The sequence below is a fragment of the Actinomadura sp. NPDC049753 genome, from assembly GCF_040674655.1.
Classification (GTDB): Bacteria; Actinomycetota; Actinomycetes; order Streptosporangiales; family Streptosporangiaceae; genus Spirillospora; species Spirillospora verrucosospora.
In genome coordinates, this window is record NZ_JBFARL010000076.1 from 1 (window position 1) to 18115 (window position 18115).

The following is an 18115-nucleotide window of genomic DNA, read 5'->3' on the forward strand; positions in this document are numbered from 1 at the left end:
GCGGCCCCCGCCCCCCCCCCCGCGCCCGGCGGCGCCCCCCCCCACGGCCGTTCAGAACACGTCCGGGCCGCGCAGGGTCGACTCGGCGCCGCCGTCCACGTAGATGACCTGGCCGGTCATGTGGGTGTTGGCGGGCGACACCAGCCAGCGCAGGGCCTCCGCGATCACTTCTGGGCCGGCGTAGCCGTTCAGCGGCATGGGGACGGCCTCGTTCATCACCTTGAGCATCGCCTCGTCCTCGAACAGCGGCGCGCTCATCGGCGTCCTGACCACGCCCGGCGCGATCGCGTTGAGGGGGATTCCCTCGCCGGCCCACTCGGGGGCGACGCTCGCGCGGCGCATCCACCGGGCCAGCGCCGCCTTCGACGACGGGTACGTCCTGTTGCCCGCGCCGGCCGCGACGACCTTCGCCGCCGCCTCCAGCGCGGCGGGCTCGTCCCCGGCCAGGCAGGCCCGCACGGTCTCGTCGTCCGCCGGGTGCGTGCCGGCGATCGACCCGACGACGGCCGCGCGCGGGGCCCGCGCCCTGGCCAGCGCGGGGCGCAGGCCCTCCATCAGCGCGACGACGCCGAAGTAGTTGACCTTGACGGGCAGCTCGGTGAAGTCGGAGACGCCGGCGCAGGCGACGACGGCGTCCAGGGTGCCGCCGCACAGGTCCAGCACCTCGGCGACCGCCCGCGACCGCCCCTCGGCGCCGCCGAGGTCGGCGCACACGTCGGCGTCGCGCAGGTCGACCCCGACGACCGTGTCCCCCTGCTCGCGCAGCAGCCCGGCGAGCGTCTTCCCGATGCCGGACGCCGTCCCGCTGACGGCGATGGTGCGTGCCATGGTGGTCCCTCTCAGGTGTGGGCGCCGCCGTCCACGCGGAGGTCGGCGCCGGTGAAGTAGGCGGCGTCGGACGAGGCGGCGAACGCGATCGCGGCCGCGATGTGCTCCGGCTCGGCCGCGCCGTAGTAGGAGCGGATCTTGGAGAAGTAGGTGAGGTCCAGGCCGTCCGGGAACATGCCCGGCGCCCGGGTCAGCGGGGTGTCGACGGCGCCCGGGGAGATCGGCACGACGCGGATGCGGCGGGCGGCCAGCTCGGCGGCGAGGCTCAGCGAGAACGCCAGCACGGCGCCCTTGGACGCCGAGTACGCCGTCATGAACGGGTTGCCCTGCGTCGCCGACAGCGAGGCGGTGTTGACGATCACGCCGGTGCGGTCGGGGAGGTGCTTGAGCGCCTCGCGGCAGAACAGGGCCGTGCCGACGAGGTTGACGGAGAACATCCGGTGGAGGTCGTCCACCGTGAGGGTCTCGATCGGGGTGGTCTTGTGGACGCCCGCGACGTTGACGAGGACGTCGATGCCGCCGAGCGCCCCCGCCGCGTCCGCCACGGTCGCGATCACGGCGGCCTCGTCGGTGACGTCCGCCACCCGGGTGGCGACGGTGCCGGGACCGCCCGCCGCCGCCGCCGTCCCGGCGAGGCCCTCCTCCGAGACGTCCACGGCGTACACCGCGGCGCCCTCGGCGGCCAGGCGGATCGCGGTGGCCCGTCCGATGCCCGACGCCGCCCCGGTGAGCAGCACTTTCACGCCGTCAAAGCGATTCATGGCGGCACGCTAGCCGCGGCCGCGGGACGTCCGCCGGGGCGGTCCCGATCACTGGGAGGCGTTCGGCGCCGGCGCCGCGACGCCGCTTCCCGGAGCGTTCGAGCGGGGCGCGAGCAGCAGCTTGCAGGCGAGGCGGATGTCGCTCTCGACGTCCGCCATCGACGCGCGGCCGTTCAAGCTCGACTGGAGGACGCCGTACCAGCACTGCATCAGCAGCCGGACGAGGGTGACGTCCTGCGCGGTCGGCACCTCGATCCCCACCGCCCGCAGCAGGATCTCCCGGAACGTGCTGTCGATGTGGACGGTGTCGGCGACGGTCGCGACGTGGGCGGTGTTGGACGCGTGCAGCATCGACGTCGACAGGACCGGCTGCGCCATGAGGTGCCGGCTCGCCTGCACCAGCAGGTCGGCGACCGCGTCCTCGGGGCTCGTGCCGGGCGCGGGCTCGGTGACCTGGTCGCGGAGCCGGTCGACCTGCTTGGCCATGACCGCGGTGAACAGGTGGACCTTGGACGGGAAGTACCGGTACAGGGTGCCGATCGCGACCCCGGCGGCCTTCGCGACCTCGTGCATCTGGACGCGTTCGAGGGACTTCTCGGCGCCGATGCGCGACGCGGCGCGCAGGATGCGCTCGCGCCGGTCGTGCTGCTCCGGCGAGCTCGGCTCGGCGGACAGCCTGCCCGCTGCGATCCTCGCCACGGTCCTCCCCCGGTCCTTCCGTCCTCTGATCCTTCCCGTCCTGCCAGGGAACAATATCCGGGCTCCGGACCGTCCCCGCGAACATCCGTACCGGTCAGTGGGACGGGCCGCCCCTCCCCGCCCGGACCGCGCCCTACGGTGTGCCCGCGCCGGGAACCCGAGGTCGGAGGGCATGTCACATGGGACGAGCCGGGTGGGACGACGAGTACGACGTGGTGGTCGCCGGCTCCGGGGCCGGGGCGATGGCGGGCGCGCTCGCCGCCGCGTCGGGCGGGCTGCGGACCGCCGTCCTGGAGAAGACGGGCCTGCTCGGCGGGACGTCCGCGTACTCGGGTGCGGCGATCTGGCTGCCGGGGACGCGAGTCCAGGAGCGCGCCGGGCTCGGCGACTCGACCGAGGGCGCGCGAACCTACCTGCGGGCGCTGCTCGGCGACGACGAGGCCGAGCGCCGCGAGGCGTTCCTGGAGACAGCCCCTGAGCTGGTGGACTTCCTGGAGAAGGACCCGGCGATCGAGTTCCGGTTCCAGGCGTTCCCCGACTACTTCGACGCGCCCGGGCGCCTGGACATGGGGCGGTCGTTCGTCCCGGCCGAACTCCCGGCCGAGAGGCTCGGGGAGCTCGCCGCGCTCGTCCGCCCGCCCGTCGACCGGGACCGGGCGGGCCGGGGGCACTCGGCCTCCAAGCCGCTGGCGCAGGGCCGGGCGCTGATCGGGCGGCTGCTGCTGGCGATCACCGCGACGGGGTCCGGGGAGATCCGCACGCGGACCGCGCTGACCGACCTGGTCGTCGAGGACGGCCGGGTGACCGGGGTCGCGGCGATGACCGCGGACGGCCCGGTGCGGCTGCGGGCCCGGCGCGGCGTCCTGCTGGCGGCGGGCGGGTTCGAGTCGTCCGCCGCGCTGCGGGCCGAGCGCGGCGTGCCGGGCGGCGCCGATCTGACGATGGCCCCCGGCGGCGCGAACACCGGCGACGCGATCGAGGCCGCCGTCCGGATCGGCGCGTCCACCGGCCTGCTGGACCAGGCGTGGTTCTGCCCCGGCCTGCTCGCCCCGGACGGGCGGCCCGCGTTCACCCTCGGGTTCCGCGGCGGGCTGATCGTGGACGCCTCGGGCCGCCGGTTCGCCAACGAGTCCCTCCCCTACGACCGGATGGGGCGCCGGATGGCCGCCGCGGAGGGACCGTTCCATCTGATCTGGGACGCGCGGGCTGACGGCCTGCCCGCGATCTCCGTCCCGCCGCTGCGGGCGGACGAGCAGCTCGCCTCGGGCGCCTGGGTCCAGGCGGGCACCCTGCCCGAGCTGGCCGGGATGCTCGGGCTCCCGGCGGACGCGCTCGCCGGCACGGTCGAGCGGTTCAACGACTTCGCCGCCAGGGGCGCGGACGAGGACTTCCACCGCGGCGAGGACCCCTACGACCTGTACTTCTCCGGCGGCAGGCCGTGCGTCGTGCCCGTCGACCGGCCGCCCTACCTCGCCGCGCGGGTCGTCCTGAGCGACCTCGGGACGAAGGGCGGGCTGCGCACCGACGCCGACGCCCGCGTCCTGGACGGCTCGGGCCGTCCCGTCCCCGGGCTCTACGCCGCCGGCAACACCAGCGCCTCGTTCACGGGCCCCGTCTACCCAGGGCCCGGCGTGCCGATCGGGTCGGCCATGGCCTTCGCCTACCGCGCCGTCCAGGACATCAGGAGGAACCACACGTGAGATCAACGGGAAGGGTCGCCGTCGCGGCCGCCGCGTGCGCCGCACTGGCCGGGATGGCCGCGGCCCCCGCGCAGGCCGCCCCCGCGCAGCGGGGAAAGCTGCTCGGCGTCCGGCCGCTGGCGAACGCGGCGGCGCTGCCGAGCGCCTCCGCCAACCGGTTCGTCACCTACGTCTCCGAGGGCGTGGGCGGGAAGCGGATCACGGTCTCGGGGACGGTCGCCGTTCCGAAGGGCGCGCCGCCGCGCGGCGGCTGGCCGGTGCTGAGCTGGGCGCACGGCACCACCGGAACGGCCGACGCCTGCGCGCCGTCCGCGGACACCGCGGGCGGCCCGGCCCACGACTACCTGTCCGTCACCGAGTCCTACCTGGACAAGTGGGTCGCGAACGGCTTCGCGGTCGTCCAGACCGACTACGAGGGCCTCGGCACGCCCGGCGGGCACCCGTACCTGAACGGGGTCAGCGAGGCCAACGCCGTCACCGACATCGTCCGAGCCGCCCGCAGCGCCGACCGCCGCATCGGGCGCGACTGGTTCGTCGCCGGGCACAGCCAGGGAGGCCAGGCCACCCTCTACACGGCGGCGGCCCGGCAGAAGCCCCGCGACATCCGGCTCAAGGGCGCGGTGTCGATCGCGCCGGGCTCGAACATGAGCCAGACGGCGCAGTACGTGAAGGCGCAGTACCCGGGCGCCGAGATCGCGCTGCCGTTCCTGTTCGTGCTGCTCAACGGCGCGCAGGCGGCCGATCCGGCGTTCGTCCCCGAGGATCTGCTGACCGACGACGCCGCCGCCGTCGCGAAGGCGGGCCGGACGAACGCGTGCCTTCTCCAGCTCAAGCAGCTCAGCAGGGACCTGCCGCTGGACAAGGTGTTCCGCCCGGACGCCGACCTCACGCGGTTCGAGGCCTACTACGACTCGCAGGAGGCGCTCGGCCTGACCCTGCGGGTCCCGACGCTGGTCGCCCAGGGCACCGCCGATCGCGAGGTCTCCCCCGCCGCGACGCAGAACATCGTCAACGACCTGTGCAAGCGCTACGGAACCGTCTCGTACCGGACGTTCGAGGGCGCCGACCACCGGGGCGCCATCGGCGCGTCCTTCGAGACGGCGCTGGAGTTCGCCCAGGCCGTCCGCCGAGGCGAAACCCCGTCCACGAGCTGCTGACGGCACGGGTGGTCCCGTCCACCGGCGACGAGGCCGCCCACGCGCGCGCCTTCGAGCACGCGCTCAAGCACCTCTTCCGCCACTACATGGCGCGCGCCGATTCCTGACCCCGCACCCTCGGGCGCTCCTCGAAAGGCGCCGCCGAGAACGGCCCGGCTCTCAACGAGAGCCGGGCCGGACGTTTATGGGGCGCCCCACTGCCGACGCCGGCCGCATTAAGGCACGCACCATTCATTATGCGACCGCCCAGACCCGTCGACAAAGGCATGCCGAAACGACGGAAAGGCCTACTTCACATTCCAGAGAGGCCAGGCCTTTGTTTACCGCGCACCCTGAACCGAACCCGGGGCCGAGCATTTCTCGGGCACTCCAAATAAACCAACGTACGCGAACGTACGCGGTAACGACCGGGCTCCGTGCGCCGCAGGCACCACTACTTCAGTCGGCACTCACATTCGGACCACTTCGCAACCATCCCCGACATCCCCGTGCGGCGGCCTCCGGCACGGCGAATCCCCATTCGCCACTGGCGGCCTGCCGGCAGCGTACCGGCCCGCAGACCGTCGGCGGGCCGGATCCGCGGACCAATGATGATCTTTGTGACGCAGGTCATGGCCCTGAACGCAGCGGCTGCAGCGCCTGACGGCGACGCATTCCCGGCCCTTACTGCGCATTTACGTCCCACGACAGATATGTGACCGAGCCGTCACGGATCGCGATCAAACTAAAGTCGGCAACCCATTATGTGTTGTAGAACACATCGACTTGTCAAACACGCTGAATCGCGTACAGTCCCTTTCCGTCGGCAGGAGCAATTGCTGCCGAACGTTGGGAGGAAGCCCCCCAACGGCCACCAAATAACACGTCGAGGTCTAGGGCCTCGGCGGAAAGCAAAGGGAGTTGATCTCCAATGAACTGCCCCAAGTGCGGTGCCCAGATGCAGAAGCCGGGCGACCAGGGCGGATCCATGTGGGTCTGCTACAGCTGCGGAACCGTCGTTCAGAGCTGAACCAGCAAGGCCAGCCCACTGACTAGCGGGCTGGCACACGCACGAATATCGCGGTCGTCCCCCGACCAGTTCGGGGGGCGGCCGCCCCTTCACGTCTTCAGCCGGCCGTTCTGCGGGGGCATGATGCGCCACCTCGCCGGCCGAGCGCGGACGCCCGTCGAGCGGATGAGCCGGTCCGGTGGTCAGACGAGGTTGTCCTCCACCTTGAGACCGAACTCGCCCCGGCCGTACATGGACAGGGCGTGCTCGACGTCGTTGGCGACGTGGACGCTGCCGGCGTGGGCGTCGCGCCAGGCGCGTTCGATGACGTTGCCGCGGTGCAGGGAGTTGCCGCCGGCCGTCTTGAACAGGATGTCGATGGCCTCGATGGCGCGTTCGGTGCCGCGGACCTGGTCGCGGCGGGCGCGCAGGCGCAGCTCCATCGGGATCTTCTCGTTGCGGACGGCGTACTCGTGGATCTCGCGGACGTTGCGGTCGGTCTGCAGGACCGCGGCGTCGATCTCGGAGGCGGCGCGGGCGACGGCGACCTGGGCGAACTGGTCCTCGACGAAGCGGCCGCCGCCGAGGCTGAGGCGGATCCGGTCGCGCATGCGGGTCACGTAGAGGTCGTGGCAGCCGGCCGCCATGCCGATCACGCTGGCGGCGACGGTGCTGGTGAAGATCGTCCCGAAGGGCATGCGGTAGAGCGGGCCCGTGTTGACCTTGCGGCCGGGATTGCGGAGCTGGGCCTGCTCGAAGTTGCGCATCGCGCGGTGGGCCGGGACGAACGCCTTCTCCACGACGATGTCGTCGCTGGCGGTGCCGCGCAGGCCCATCGAGTCCCAGACCTCCGCGATCTCGTAGTCGCGCCGGGGCACGAGGACGGTCATGAAGTCGACCGGGCGGCCCTCGGCGCCGACGACGAGCGCGCCGAGCAGGGCCCATGAGGCGAACTCGCAGCCGGACGAGAACGACCAGCGCCCCGTCACCTCGTAGCCGCCGTCGACGGGGGTGAGCCGCCCGATCGGGGCGTAGGAGGAGGCGATGAGGGTGTCCGGGCCCGCGCCCCACACCTCGCGCTGCGCCTCGTCGGCGAACAGGCCGAGGTGCCAGGAGTGGACGCCGAGGACCGCGGCGACCCAGCCGGTCGAGCCGCAGGCGCCGGAGACCGCGCGGATCACCTCGTAGAAGGCGACGGGGTCGTCCTCGGCGCCGCCGTGCCGGGTGGGCTGGAGCATCCGGAACACGCCGGCGGCGGTCAGCTCCCGGATCGTCTCCGCGGGGATGCGTCCTTTCTCGTCCACGGACCGGGCCCGCTCGGCGATGCCGGGCAGCAGTCCGCGCACCGCGTCCAGGACCTCGTTGCTCATCCCCGCTCCTTCCCTAGTACGGCCATTGCAGGAGACCATGGTCGCGCGCCGGCGCGGGGCCGGGCGTCCCGGCCAATGGGACTCGGCGGTCGGGACGGTGACCTGCGACCTAACGTTCGAATCACCCATCCATCGCTGAAGGGATGATCCACGTGACCGCAACCGAGTCGGACGCCGTCCGCGCCATCGAGGCGGAGGCGATCACCCGCCGTTTCGCCCGGGGATGGCACTGCCTCGGGCTGGCCGAGAAGTTCCGGGACGGCAAGCCCCACACGGTGAACGCGTTCGGGCAGAAGCTCGTGGTCTTCACCGGTGAGGACGGCACGACGAACGTCCTGGACGCCTACTGCCGCCACATGGGCGGCGACCTGTCCCAGGGCACCGTCAAGGGCAACGCGATCGCGTGCCCGTTCCACGACTGGCGCTGGGGCGGCGACGGCCGCTGCAAGCAGATCCCCTACGCGCGCCGCGTCCCGCTGCGGGCCCGGACGGCCGCGTGGCCGACGATGGAGCAGGACGGGCTGCTGTTCGTCTGGAACGACCCGGAGGGGAAGAAGCCGCCGGAGGACGTGACGATCCCGGTGATCGAGGGCGCCACCCGCGACGACTGGACCGACTGGCGCTGGACGGAGACGGTCGTCCACACCAACGCGCGCGAGGTCATCGACAACGTCGTGGACATGGCGCACTTCTTCTACATCCACAAGTCGTTCCCGACGTACTTCAAGAACATCTTCGAGGGCCACGTGGCCACGCAGATCATGAAGGGGCGGACGCGGGAGGACGCGCGCCGGGAGGGCGGCGGCGGCGGGCCGAAGATGCTCGGCAACACCTCCGTGGCGTCCTACCACGGCCCCTCCTTCATGATCGACGAGCTGACGTACCACTACGAGGGGTACGACCTGCACTCCGTCCTGATCAACTGCCACTACCCGATCGACGAGAACTCGTTCTCGCTGCACTCGGGCATCATCGTCCAGCACAGCGACGCGCTGCCGGCCGACGCCGCCGAGGCGACCGCGCAGAAGCTGTCGGACTTCATCCTGACGGGCTTCGAGCAGGACATCGAGATCTGGCGGAACAAGACCCGCATCGACAACCCGCTGCTGTGCGAGGAGGACGGGCCCGTCTACCAGCTGCGCCGCTGGTACGAGCAGTTCTACGTGGACGTCGCCGACGTCACGCCGGAGATGACCGACCGGTTCGAGTACGAGATCGACACGACCCGGCCGGTGGAGTCCTGGCAGAAGGAGGTCGACGCGAACATGGCCCGCCGGGAGGCCGAGGGGGCGTCGGCGTGACGACCCGCCAGGACGAGCGCCTCCTGGACGGGCCGCTGCTGCCGGTCCGCTGCCGCCGCTGCGCCGCCGAGGTGATGGTGCGCAAGTCGAGCTGGGAGCAGACGAGCATCCAGTGGAACGCCGAGGCCAGAGAGGCGTGCGTGGGGCTGGACGACCCGCACGCGACCTGCCCGGCGCTCCGCTCTGCCATCCAGGAGGCCGCGCTGAACGGCGCCATCACGGTGGTCGAGTGACGGGCGGGCGGCTGGCCGGGCGGGTCGCGGTCGTGACCGGCGCGGGCGACGGGATCGGGCGCGGCATCGCCCGCCGCTTCGCCGCGGAGGGGGCCCGCGTGCTGGTCGCGGAGCTCGACCCGGAGTCCGGGGAGCGGGTCGCCGCGGAGATCGGGGCGGATGCCCGGTTCGTCCGGACGGACGTCACCGACAAGGCGCAGGTCCACGCGATGGTGGACGCGGCGGTCGAGACGTGGGGCTCGGTGGACGTCCTGGTCAACAACGCCTGGGGCGCCGGGACGGTGGGCCGGGTGGAGTCCAAGACCGACGAGCAGCTCGCCCGCGGGTTCGCGATGGGCTACTACGGGCCGCTGTGGGCGATGCAGGCCGCCTTCCCGCACATGAAGGCCCGCGGGTGGGGGCGCGTCGTCAACATGTGCTCGCTGAACGGCGTCAACGCCCATATGGGGACCCTGGAGTACAACTCGGCCAAGGAGGCCCTCCGGACGCTGACCCGCACGGCCGCCCGCGAGTGGGCGCCCACCGGCGTCGCCGTCAACGCGATCTGCCCGGGCGCCAAGAGCGCGGCGTTCCGCCGGATGGCGGCCGCGCACCCGGAGATCGAGGCGGCCGCCGACCGCGCCAACCCGATGGGCCGCCTCGGCGACCCGGAGACCGACATCGCCCCCGTGGCGGTGTTCCTGGCGTCCGAGGACGCCCGCTACCTGACCGGAAACACCCTGTTCGCGGACGGCGGCTCGCATGTCAACGGCGTCGCCTGGACCCCGGACCTGGACGGAGAGCAATGATCGACCGATACGGCCCGTGGGCCGTGATCGCGGGCGGCTCGGAGGGCGTCGGCTCGGCCTTCGCGCACCGCCTCGCCGACGCGGGCCTGAACCTCGTGCTGATCGCGCGCAAGCCGGGGCCGCTGGCGGAGACGGCCGAGGCCGTCCGCGCGAAGGGCGTGGAGGTGCGCACCCTCGAACTGGACCTGGTCGCCCCGGACCCGCTCAAGGCGATCCGCGAGGTGACCGACGGCCTGGACGTCGGGCTGCTGGTCTTCAACGCGGGCGCCAACAGCTACGGCCACGAGTTCGTCACCGGCGACCTGGACCGCTTCCAGGGCGTCATCGACCTGAACATCACCGCCCAGCTCGCGCTGACGCACCACTTCGGCGCGCTGATGAAGGAGCGGGGGCGCGGCGGAATCCTGCTGGTCGGCTCCCTCGCCGGCTACATGGGCCAGCCGCAGATCAGCATCTACTCGGCGGTGAAGGCGTTCGGCCGCGTCTTCGCCGAGGGGCTGTGGCTGGAGATGCGCGAGCACGGGGTGGACGTCCTGGAACTGGTCCTCGGCGTGACCCGCACCCCGGCGATGGAACGCGCCGGCCTCAACATGGACATGCCCGGCCTGAACGTCGCCGAGCCCGACGACGTCGCCCGCGAGGGCCTCGAACACCTGGCGGACGGCCCCGTGTGGGTCGCGGGCGGCAACTACGACATGGCCCGCAAACGCGCCGGTTTCCCCCGCGAGAAGCTCGTCGCCGGGGCGCACGCCGCGATGAAGCGCATGCTTCCGGAGCCGTCCTGACACGCTCCGCGGCCGGCGTCCGGTAGGCATGGACCATGTCCGTTCACCATGCCCGCGTCCGGGTCGCCGGCCGCTCGCTGCACGTCGCGGAGTCGGGAGACCCCTCCGGCCGGCCGTTCCTGTTCCTGCACGGCTGGCCGGAGTCGTGGCGGACGTGGCGGGACGTGATGGCCGCCGCGCCGCCCGAGGTCCGCCTCCTCGCCGTCGACCTGCCCGGCATCGGCGGGTCGACGGGGGCGACCAGCGGCTCGAAGCGGGACCTGGCCTCGGTCGTCCACGACCTGGTCCGGCACCGGGGCCTGGACGGCCTCACCCTGGTCGGCCATGACGCCGGGGGCATGGTCGCCTACGCCTACCTGCGCCGGTACGAGGCGGCGCGCGTGGTCATCATGAACACGGCGATCCCGGGCGTCGCCCCGTGGGACGCGGTGACCGCCGGTCCCGCCGTCTGGCATTTCGGCCTGCACGCCGTTCCCGGCCTTCCGGAGACCCTCGTCCGCGGTCGCCAGGCCGAGTACTTCGACCACTTCTACGACGTGCTGTCGGCCGACCCGTCCAGGATCACGCCCGACGCCCGCACCGCCCACGCGGCCGCCTACGGCACCGACGCGTCCCTGACCGCCGGTTTCGACCTGTACCGCGCCTTCGCGCAGGACGCCGACGACAACGCCGCCCTCACGGACCCGGTCACGACACCCGTCCTCTACCTGCGCGGGGACGGCGAGGGCGGCGACATCGCCGCCTACGCTGAGGGGTTCCGCAAGGCGGGCGTGGAGAACCTGACCACCGCGACCATCCGCGACGCGGGCCACTTCTCCCAGGAAGAGCAGCCCGCCCGGGTCTGGGCCCGCATCCAGGAGTTCGCCGAGGAGACCTCAGACTGAGCCGCGCAGCACGTAGGTGGCGTCGCGGTGCTCGTAGACGGGGTCGGTGGTGTCGCGGCCCTCGGTGCGGAGGACGCGCTTGATGACCTTGTTGGTCGGGGTGCGGGGCAGGGCCTCGACCAGGCGGACGTAGCGCGGGGTCCACTTGGTGCCGAGGTCCGGCTGGGCGGCCAGGAAGGCCGTGAAAGCGGACGGGTCGAAGGCGTGGCCCGGGGCCAGGGTGACGGCGGCCATCGCCTGGTCGCCCACCCGGTCGTCCGGGACGGCGTAGACGGCGACGTCGGTGAAGGGCTCGAAGCGGGCCAGGAGGCGTTCGACGGGGGCGGCGGCGAAGTTCTCGCCGTCCACGCGCAGCCAGTCGTCGTCGCGGCCGGCGAAGTACCAGTAGCCGTCGGCGTCGCGGTAGGCGAGGTCGCCCGACCAGGTCCAGCCGTTGCGGACGCGCCGCGCCGTCGCCTCGGGGTTGTTGTAGTAGCCCTCGAACTTGGCGGCGCCCATCGTGTCGACGATCTCGCCGATGGCCTCCTCGGCGTTGAGGAGCACCCCGTTCGCGTCGAACTCGGCGCGCGGGCATTCCCGCAGGGTCTCGGGGTCCATCACGACGGTGCCCGCCTCGGCGACCCCCAGCGAGCCGGGCGGCGTGCCGGGGACGCGGTTGAGGCGGATCTCGCCCTCGCTCGACCCGTAGGAGTCGATGACGGCGCAGCCGAACCGGCGGGCGAACGCGTCGATGTCGCGCTGCGCCGCCTCGTTGCCGAACGCGATGCGGAGCGTGTTGTCGGCGTCGTCCGGCTTCTCCGGGACGGCCAGGATGTAGCTGAGAGGCTTGCCGACGTAGTTGAAGAACGTGACGCCGTGGCGGCGCACGTCCGGGAGGAAGCCCGAGGCCGAGAACTTGCGGCGCAGGACGATGCGGCCTCCGGCGGCGACGGCGGGCGCGATCCCGGCCATCAGCGCGTTGGAGTGGAACATCGGCATGACCACGTAGAACACGTCGTCGCCGGTGAGGCCGCGCCGGTCGCGCTGCTGGACGGCGATCCGGCCCAGCCTGCGCTGCGTGCAGATCACCGCCTTGGGCGCGGACGTCGTCCCGGACGTGAACACCAGCGAGAAGATCGCGTCCGGGTCCACCGGGGCGGGGGCGGCCAGGCGGGCGGAGGCGAGCCGTTCGGCGTACGCGGGCGTGTCGACCGTCAGGGCCGGGACCCGCGTGAGCCCGTCGAGCAGCGGCGCGCGGGACGTCTCGGTGACCAGCAGCGCGCAGTCGGTGTGGGTGATGTCGCGGGCCAGCTCGGCGCCCCGCCGCGTCGGGTTCAGCTCCACCACCGGGACGCCGGCGAGCGCCGCGCCCAGCAGCCAGAACAGGTGCTCGGGCCCGTTCTCCAGGAACAGGCCGGCGTGGCCGGGCAGGTCCCGGACGAGCGAGGCCCGCCGCAGGGACTCCGCGACGACCTCCCGCCAGGTCCAGGAGCGGTCCTCGAAGCACAGGCCCGTCCGGTCGTCGCCGCCGCGCGCCGCGACCAGTTCGGCGAACGCGGTCTCGCGGGCGGGACGGTCGTCCCCCAGAACCGCCTTCTCTCCAAGCGCCCCGGTCTTCTCGTCCTGCATGCTGCCTTGGCCCCTCTCGTCTCGGGCGCCTTTAGGGACTTGAAGTGGGGTGAAGGGGAGCGGGTGGGGGTAGACGCTGGATTGACGCGCCCCCCAGCTCGAAGGCTGGAGGTTCAGCCTGTGCCGCGTGTGCGGCGCTTCTGTGGCTTCCTGTTTCGCCGGGTCCTGCCTTCCGCTGGGCGGGAGGTCTTGCGGTCCCTCTGCAGGCGTTTAGCCTGTCCGCCCGTCCGGCGGCCAGGATGTTGCTCGCGGCGTTGACATCCCGGTCGTGGACCGCGCCGCACGCGCAGGCCCACTTGCGGATGTGCAGCGGCATCGACTCGGCGACCGTCCCGCAAGCCCCGCACAGCTTCGAGGACGGGAACCAGCGGTCCACCTTGGCGAAGGTGCGCCGGTACCGGGCGGCCTTGTACTCCAGCATCGCCAGGAACCGGGACCAGCCCGCGTCGTGCACGGATTTGGCGAGCCGGGTGCGGGCCAGACCGTTCACGCACAGGTTCTCCACGTAGACCGCTTGGTTCTCGCGGACCAGCTGTGTGGACAGCTTGTGGTGATGGTCGCGCCGCGCGTCGGTGACCCGCGCGTGCAACCGCGCGGCCCTCGCGGCGGCCTTGCGCCGGTTGGCCGACCCCTCGGCCTTGCGGGACAGGGCCTGCTGCGCCTTGCGGAGCTTGCGCTCGGCGCGGCGCAGGAACCTGGGGCTGCTGATCTTGCGGCCGTCCGACAGCACCGCGAAATGCGTCAGCCCCAGATCGACGCCGACCTCGGCTTGCGTCTGCGGCAGCGGCTCGTCGGCGGTTTCGACGACGAAGGAGGCGAAGTACCGGCCCGCCGCGTCCCGGATCACCGTCACCGACGACGGCGCCGACGGCAGCGTACGAGACCACCGCACCGGTACGTCCCCGATCTTGGGCAGGCGCAGTTTCCCGCCTGCGGTGATTTTCCAGCGGGCGTTGCGGGTGAACCGGATCGCCTGCCGCCGGTCCTTGCGGGACCGGTACCGGGGCGCCGCCACCCCGCGGCCCTTCCGCCTGCCCGTCACCGACGCGAAGAAGTTGCGGTAAGCGGTGTTCAGATCGGCCAGAGCCTGCTGCAGGACGGCGGCCGAGACCTCGCCCAGCCAGGCCCGCTCGGGGGTCTTCTTCGCCTCGGTGATGACCCGCTTGGACAGGTCCCCGTCCGACGGGTACGCCAGCCCGGCTGCGCGCGCCTGCTCGCGTGCGCGCAGGGCATCGTTGAACACCACCCGCGCGCACCCGAACGCCCTGGCCAGCGCTTGCTGCTGGCCGGGGGTCGGGTAGAGCCGGAACCGGTACCTGAGCTGCACACCCCGATCCTGCCATCGGCCTATGACAGACCGAAGCGATATCAAGACCGGCAGGCCGAACTCGGGTCTGACGGCCGCCCCACGCGGGCCCTCGCCCCCGCTCTGTAAGCCCGAGCAGCCGCCCTCAACCCGGTAGCCGCTCGCCACCACCGCGTGCTCGACCGCGCCGACCGACTCGAAGCCGCAGACCTCCGCGTGCCGGGCGTACTCGCCGATCCACGCGGGATCGGCGGTCACGCCCGCCGCCACGGGGAGCAGGACGGCGTACTTCATGCACAGACCTCTCAGTTCTCGGATGCGGCGGCGGCGCGCCCGGCGCGGCGGCCGAAGAACGTGCCGTCGCCCAGGGACGTCCCGCTGATGTAGCCCTCGCCGTGGATGCCGGAGGCGGTGCGCCCGGCGGCGTACAGGCCGGGGATCGGCTCACCGGAGTTGTTGCGGACCTCGCCGTCCACGGTGGTGTCGAGGCCGCCGAGGGTGAACCCGCCGGCGCCCGTCCCGGCGCCGTGCCTGCCGGCGCCGAAGAACCCGTCGGCCGGGTCGATCGCCGCGAACGGCCCCTTCAGGGGGCGCAGCCACTTGGGGTCCTTGTGGAAGTAGGGGTCCTCGCCCCGCTCCGCGAACCGGTTGTAGGTCTCGACGGTCGCCTCCAGCGAGCCGGGTGGCAGGCCGAGCGACTCCTCCAGCTCCGCGACCGTCTCCGCCGCGTGCTTGGGGCGGACGCCCCACAGGTCGGCCTCGGGGATCTCGTCGTGCCCGGCCTCGTCGATGATCGCCCAGTAGGGGCCCGGCTGGTGCTGGACGGCCCGGTGGCTGAACAGGCCCGGGTAGACGTCCTCGTTGATGAACCGGCGGCCGAGGCCGTCGACGAGCATGCCCCGGCAGATGACGGCGGGGTTGGCGGTGAGCGCGATCTCCACCGACGCCATGCGGCGGGTCGCGGCGCCGAGCGCGGTCGCCATCCGGATGCCGGACCCGTCGCTGGTGCCGTCGCTGACCTTGTCGTGCCCGAGCAGCACCGGGGCGTGGTCGGCGAGCATCTCCTCGTTGTCGACGAACCCGCCGGAGGTCAGGACGACGCCCCTGCGCGCCCGGTAGACCACCCGGTCGGCGAACCGGCGCGCGACGACGCCGGCGACGCGGCCGGCGCCGTCCACGACGAGGTTCGTCGCGTAGGTGTCCTGGTGGGCGACGGCGCCCGCCTCGGCGGCGGCCGCGATCAGCTTCTCCATGAGGACGCCGCCGGCGAACATCGGCGTCTCCGGGCGGTGCCCGCGCGGCGCGGGCCGGGCGATCTCGTTGTACGGCCAGGCGTTCTCGCCGAGCCACATCAGGCCGTCCTCGGTGTACGGCATCCAGCCCGGCGCGTCGAACAGGCTCTCCTTGAACGGGACGCCGCGCGCGCGGAACCACTCGAAGTGCTCCACGCTCCCGTCGCAGTACAGCCGCAGCTTCTCCGCGTCGGCGTGCGGGCCGAGCGCCGCCGTGAGGAAGGCGAACATGTCGTCGGGCGTGTCGTCGAAGCCGCACGCCTTCTGCACCCGCGTGCCGCCGCCGAGGTACAGCTCCCCGCCCGACTGGGCGGACGTCCCGCCGGGGCCGCTCGACCGTTCCAGGACGAGAACGTCCGCGCCCGCCGCCGCGGCCTCGTACGCCGCGGCGGCGCCCGCGGCGCCGAAGCCGACCACCAGCACGTCGCACTCGTGGTCGAACTCCACCTCCGCGGCGCCGACCGGTTCCACCGAGGGCTTCGGCATCGGCGTCAGCCCTTCTGCGGCGGGACGAAGGCGGCCAGCGGCTCGGACCCGGACCAGTCGTGGCCCCAGTAGCTGTCCCTGGTGATCTCCTCGGCGGTGTAGTACGCCTCGTCCACGAGCATGCCCTCGCAGCCGTACTCGACGTCCCAGCCGCCGGGGGCGCGCACGTAGAACGACACCATCTTGTCGTTGGTGTGGCGGCCCAGCGTGGAGGAGATCGAGAAGCCCTTCTCCGTGATGGCGTCGAGCGCGATGCCGACCGCGTCGAGCGTGTCGACCTCCACCATGAGGTGGACGAGGCCCGGGTCGCCGTCGAACGGCGCCGGGCAGATCGCGATGCTGTGGTGGCGCTGGTTGACGCCCATGAACCTGACCTTCGCGGCGCCGCCGCCGACCCTCATCGCGCCGCGCGGCAGGAACCCGAGGACCTCGGCGTAGAACGCGACGGTCTCGACGAACCTGGGGGTGGGCAGCACGACGTGGCCCATGCCCATGGGGCCGGTCACGAACTTCTGCGCGAAGCCGGTGCGCAGGGGGCTGTGGTCCAGGACCGGGCCCCAGAACACCTCGACGGGGGTGCCGCCCGGGTCGGTGAACGCGATGGCCTCCTCCGCGTCGCGCTCCGCCGCCTCCTTGGAGGTCAGCGTCGTCACGGCCGTCCCGGACTTCTCCACGGCCTCGCGGACGGCGGCCAGCGCGTACTGGTCGCGGACCTCCCAGCCGACGGCCAGCACCCGGTCGGTGTCTCCGGGCAGCACCCGGAGGCGCGAGCGGCGCTCGTCCATGCGCAGGTAGAGGCCGTCAGGGTCCGGTCCGCCGCCCTCGGCGAAGCCGAGCCCGTCCAGGGCGAACTCGCGCCAGCGGTCGATGTGCCGGGTCTGGACCTTCAGATATCCCAGCCCTCGGATCTGCGTCACTGTCCTCGGTCCCTTCTGGATAGCGGCCCGCGCGGCGGCCGTCGAGCCTCAACCTTCCAAATCCGGGGGCGGGCCGCCCGGCCCTTCCCGCTGAGTGAGAGTCTTCGTGCGCCGGGCGGACGGCGGCGGCTCTCATCTGGAGGGGGAGGCCTCATGACGACGACGGACAGGCCGGTCGCGATGGTGACCGGGGCGAGCCGGGGCATCGGCAGGCGGACGGCGCTCGCGCTGGCCGCCGCCGGGTACGACGTCGCGTTCACCGCGCGCACGGTGGAGGAGGGCCGCGGCCGGATACCGCCGCGCCACGGGCGTGCGGAGCCGATCCCCGTCCCGGGGAGCCTGGAACGCACCAGGGCGGAGATCGAGGCGCTCGGCGCGCGGGCCCTGCCGGTGCGGATGGACCTGCTCGACCGGGCGAGCGTGACGGCCGCCGCCGCGACGGTCCTCGACGCGTGGGGCCGCGTGGACGTCCTGGTCAACAACGCGGTCGCGCACGTCGCGGGCACCCACGAGCGGTTCCTCGACCTCGACCCGGAGGTGGCGGCGCGGACCGTCACGGGCAACTACCTGAACCAGATCGTCCTGCTCCAGGCCGTCCTGCCGGCGATGCTGGCGCGCGGCGGCGGGACGATCGTCGACCTGTGCTCGGGGTCGGCGACCACCGACCCGCCGGGACCGCCGGGCGAGGGCGGCTGGGGTGTGGCGTACTCGGCGTCCAAGGCGGCGTTCGGGCGCCTCGCCGGCGCGGTCAACGCCGAGTACCGGGGCGCCGGCGTCCGCGCGTTCAACCTCGACCCCGGGTTCGTCGTCACCGAGGCGGGCGCGGCGCGCGGCGGCCTCGACGGCCTGAAGGACGAGGGCTTCGAGCCGACGCCGGAGGAGGCGCCGGCGGCGGCCGTGGTCTGGCTGGTCACCGACCCCGCCGCGGACGAGTACCTGGGCCGGGTCGTCTGGACCCCGAGGCTCGTCGCCGACCGCGGCCTGCTCGGCTAGGGGCCGGTCGGGCGCGGCG

The 18115-nt window shown here is 72.9% G+C and carries 15 protein-coding genes and 1 pseudogene; 8 read left to right on the forward strand and 8 right to left on the reverse strand.

Annotation, left to right across the window (positions count from 1 at the left end; all coding sequences use genetic code 11):
* Positions 1 to 51 precede the first annotated feature (51 nt).
* The 3 genes from AB0K37_RS20450 to AB0K37_RS20460 are packed head-to-tail and all read right to left on the reverse strand — an operon-like array spanning position 52 to position 2288.
* Positions 52 to 828, reverse strand: a complete 777-nt coding sequence (locus AB0K37_RS20450; RefSeq protein ID WP_363983270.1) for an SDR family oxidoreductase — start codon at positions 826 to 828, stop codon at positions 52 to 54.
* 11 nt (positions 829 to 839) lie between these two features.
* Positions 840 to 1589: an SDR family oxidoreductase gene (locus tag AB0K37_RS20455; RefSeq protein ID WP_363983273.1), complete on the reverse strand. Its 750-nt coding sequence runs from the start codon at positions 1587 to 1589 to the stop codon at positions 840 to 842.
* Between the two features lie 48 nt (positions 1590 to 1637).
* Positions 1638 to 2288, reverse strand: coding sequence for a TetR family transcriptional regulator (locus tag AB0K37_RS20460; protein ID WP_363983276.1), 651 nt, complete (start codon positions 2286 to 2288; stop codon positions 1638 to 1640).
* Between the two features lie 179 nt (positions 2289 to 2467).
* Here AB0K37_RS20460 and AB0K37_RS20465 point away from each other — a divergent pair, with 179 nt between their 5' ends.
* Both AB0K37_RS20465 and AB0K37_RS20470 read left to right on the forward strand, forming a co-directional pair.
* Positions 2468 to 3988, forward strand: a complete 1521-nt coding sequence (locus tag AB0K37_RS20465) for an FAD-dependent oxidoreductase (protein WP_363983279.1) — start codon at positions 2468 to 2470, stop codon at positions 3986 to 3988.
* The gene (locus AB0K37_RS20470; protein WP_363983282.1) at positions 3985 to 5145 is read left to right on the forward strand and encodes an alpha/beta hydrolase; all 1161 of its coding nucleotides are present in this window, start codon (positions 3985 to 3987) and stop codon (positions 5143 to 5145) included. Before AB0K37_RS20465 ends, AB0K37_RS20470 begins: the two co-directional genes overlap by 4 nt.
* A 1191-nt stretch (positions 5146 to 6336) precedes the next feature.
* Here the strand turns inward: AB0K37_RS20470 and hsaA are convergent.
* Positions 6337 to 7503, reverse strand: coding sequence for a 3-hydroxy-9,10-secoandrosta-1,3,5(10)-triene-9,17-dione monooxygenase oxygenase subunit (hsaA, locus tag AB0K37_RS20475; protein ID WP_363983285.1), 1167 nt, complete (start codon positions 7501 to 7503; stop codon positions 6337 to 6339).
* Between the two features lie 143 nt (positions 7504 to 7646).
* Here hsaA and AB0K37_RS20480 point away from each other — a divergent pair, with 143 nt between their 5' ends.
* From AB0K37_RS20480 to AB0K37_RS20500, 5 genes are read left to right on the forward strand one after another with little or no spacing between them, the layout of a single operon-like run.
* Complete coding sequence (locus AB0K37_RS20480; RefSeq protein ID WP_363983288.1) at positions 7647 to 8804, forward strand: Rieske 2Fe-2S domain-containing protein; 1158 nt, start codon at positions 7647 to 7649, stop codon at positions 8802 to 8804.
* The gene (locus AB0K37_RS20485; protein ID WP_345179272.1) at positions 8801 to 9037 is read left to right on the forward strand and encodes a ferredoxin; all 237 of its coding nucleotides are present in this window, start codon (positions 8801 to 8803) and stop codon (positions 9035 to 9037) included. Before AB0K37_RS20480 ends, AB0K37_RS20485 begins: the two co-directional genes overlap by 4 nt.
* Complete coding sequence (locus tag AB0K37_RS20490; protein WP_363983291.1) at positions 9034 to 9825, forward strand: glucose 1-dehydrogenase; 792 nt, start codon at positions 9034 to 9036, stop codon at positions 9823 to 9825. Before AB0K37_RS20485 ends, AB0K37_RS20490 begins: the two co-directional genes overlap by 4 nt.
* Positions 9822 to 10610 (forward strand): SDR family NAD(P)-dependent oxidoreductase, encoded by a 789-nt coding sequence (locus AB0K37_RS20495; RefSeq protein ID WP_363983294.1) that lies wholly within the window; start codon positions 9822 to 9824, stop codon positions 10608 to 10610. Before AB0K37_RS20490 ends, AB0K37_RS20495 begins: the two co-directional genes overlap by 4 nt.
* A gap of 35 nt (positions 10611 to 10645) precedes the next feature.
* Positions 10646 to 11494 carry an alpha/beta hydrolase gene (locus tag AB0K37_RS20500; RefSeq protein WP_363983297.1) on the forward strand — a complete coding sequence of 283 codons (849 nt, stop codon included), beginning with the start codon at positions 10646 to 10648 and terminating at the stop codon, positions 11492 to 11494.
* On the opposite strand, the gene AB0K37_RS20505 is transcribed toward AB0K37_RS20500, so the two are convergent.
* The 4 genes and pseudogenes from AB0K37_RS20505 to AB0K37_RS20520 all read right to left on the reverse strand — a co-directional run bounded on the left by AB0K37_RS20505 (position 11486) and on the right by AB0K37_RS20520 (position 17103).
* Positions 11486 to 13102, reverse strand: coding sequence for an AMP-binding protein (locus AB0K37_RS20505; RefSeq protein WP_363983300.1), 1617 nt, complete (start codon positions 13100 to 13102; stop codon positions 11486 to 11488). The two genes, AB0K37_RS20500 and AB0K37_RS20505, sit on opposite strands and share 9 nt — an antisense overlap.
* A 178-nt stretch (positions 13103 to 13280) precedes the next feature.
* Positions 13281 to 14429, reverse strand: a pseudogene (locus tag AB0K37_RS20510) (transposase); the annotation flags it as partial.
* A gap of 284 nt (positions 14430 to 14713) precedes the next feature.
* Positions 14714 to 16186, reverse strand: coding sequence for an FAD-dependent oxidoreductase (locus tag AB0K37_RS20515; protein WP_363983303.1), 1473 nt, complete (start codon positions 16184 to 16186; stop codon positions 14714 to 14716).
* 5 nt (positions 16187 to 16191) lie between these two features.
* Positions 16192 to 17103: a VOC family protein gene (locus tag AB0K37_RS20520; RefSeq protein WP_363983306.1), complete on the reverse strand. Its 912-nt coding sequence runs from the start codon at positions 17101 to 17103 to the stop codon at positions 16192 to 16194.
* Positions 17104 to 17256: 153 nt separating this feature from the next.
* Here AB0K37_RS20520 and AB0K37_RS20525 point away from each other — a divergent pair, with 153 nt between their 5' ends.
* Positions 17257 to 18096 (forward strand): SDR family oxidoreductase, encoded by an 840-nt coding sequence (locus AB0K37_RS20525; RefSeq protein WP_363983309.1) that lies wholly within the window; start codon positions 17257 to 17259, stop codon positions 18094 to 18096.
* The last annotated feature ends 19 nt before the right edge of the window (positions 18097 to 18115 follow it).

Bases quoted from the DNA above. Each gene is read 5' to 3' on its own strand.
- AB0K37_RS20450 (WP_363983270.1), bottom strand. From the start codon at position 828: ATGGCACGCACCATCGCCGTCAGCGGGACGGCGTCCGGCATCGGGAAG.
- AB0K37_RS20455 (WP_363983273.1), bottom strand. From the start codon at position 1,589: ATGAATCGCTTTGACGGCGTGAAAGTGCTGCTCACCGGGGCGGCGTCG.
- AB0K37_RS20465 (WP_363983279.1), top strand. From the start codon at position 2,468: ATGGGACGAGCCGGGTGGGACGACGAGTACGACGTGGTGGTCGCCGGC.
- hsaA (WP_363983285.1), bottom strand. From the start codon at position 7,503: ATGAGCAACGAGGTCCTGGACGCGGTGCGCGGACTGCTGCCCGGCATC.
- AB0K37_RS20480 (WP_363983288.1), top strand. From the start codon at position 7,647: ATGATCCACGTGACCGCAACCGAGTCGGACGCCGTCCGCGCCATCGAG.
- AB0K37_RS20495 (WP_363983294.1), top strand. From the start codon at position 9,822: ATGATCGACCGATACGGCCCGTGGGCCGTGATCGCGGGCGGCTCGGAG.
- AB0K37_RS20500 (WP_363983297.1), top strand. From the start codon at position 10,646: ATGTCCGTTCACCATGCCCGCGTCCGGGTCGCCGGCCGCTCGCTGCAC.
- AB0K37_RS20505 (WP_363983300.1), bottom strand. From the start codon at position 13,102: ATGCAGGACGAGAAGACCGGGGCGCTTGGAGAGAAGGCGGTTCTGGGG.
- AB0K37_RS20515 (WP_363983303.1), bottom strand. From the start codon at position 16,186: ATGCCGAAGCCCTCGGTGGAACCGGTCGGCGCCGCGGAGGTGGAGTTC.
- AB0K37_RS20525 (WP_363983309.1), top strand. From the start codon at position 17,257: ATGACGACGACGGACAGGCCGGTCGCGATGGTGACCGGGGCGAGCCGG.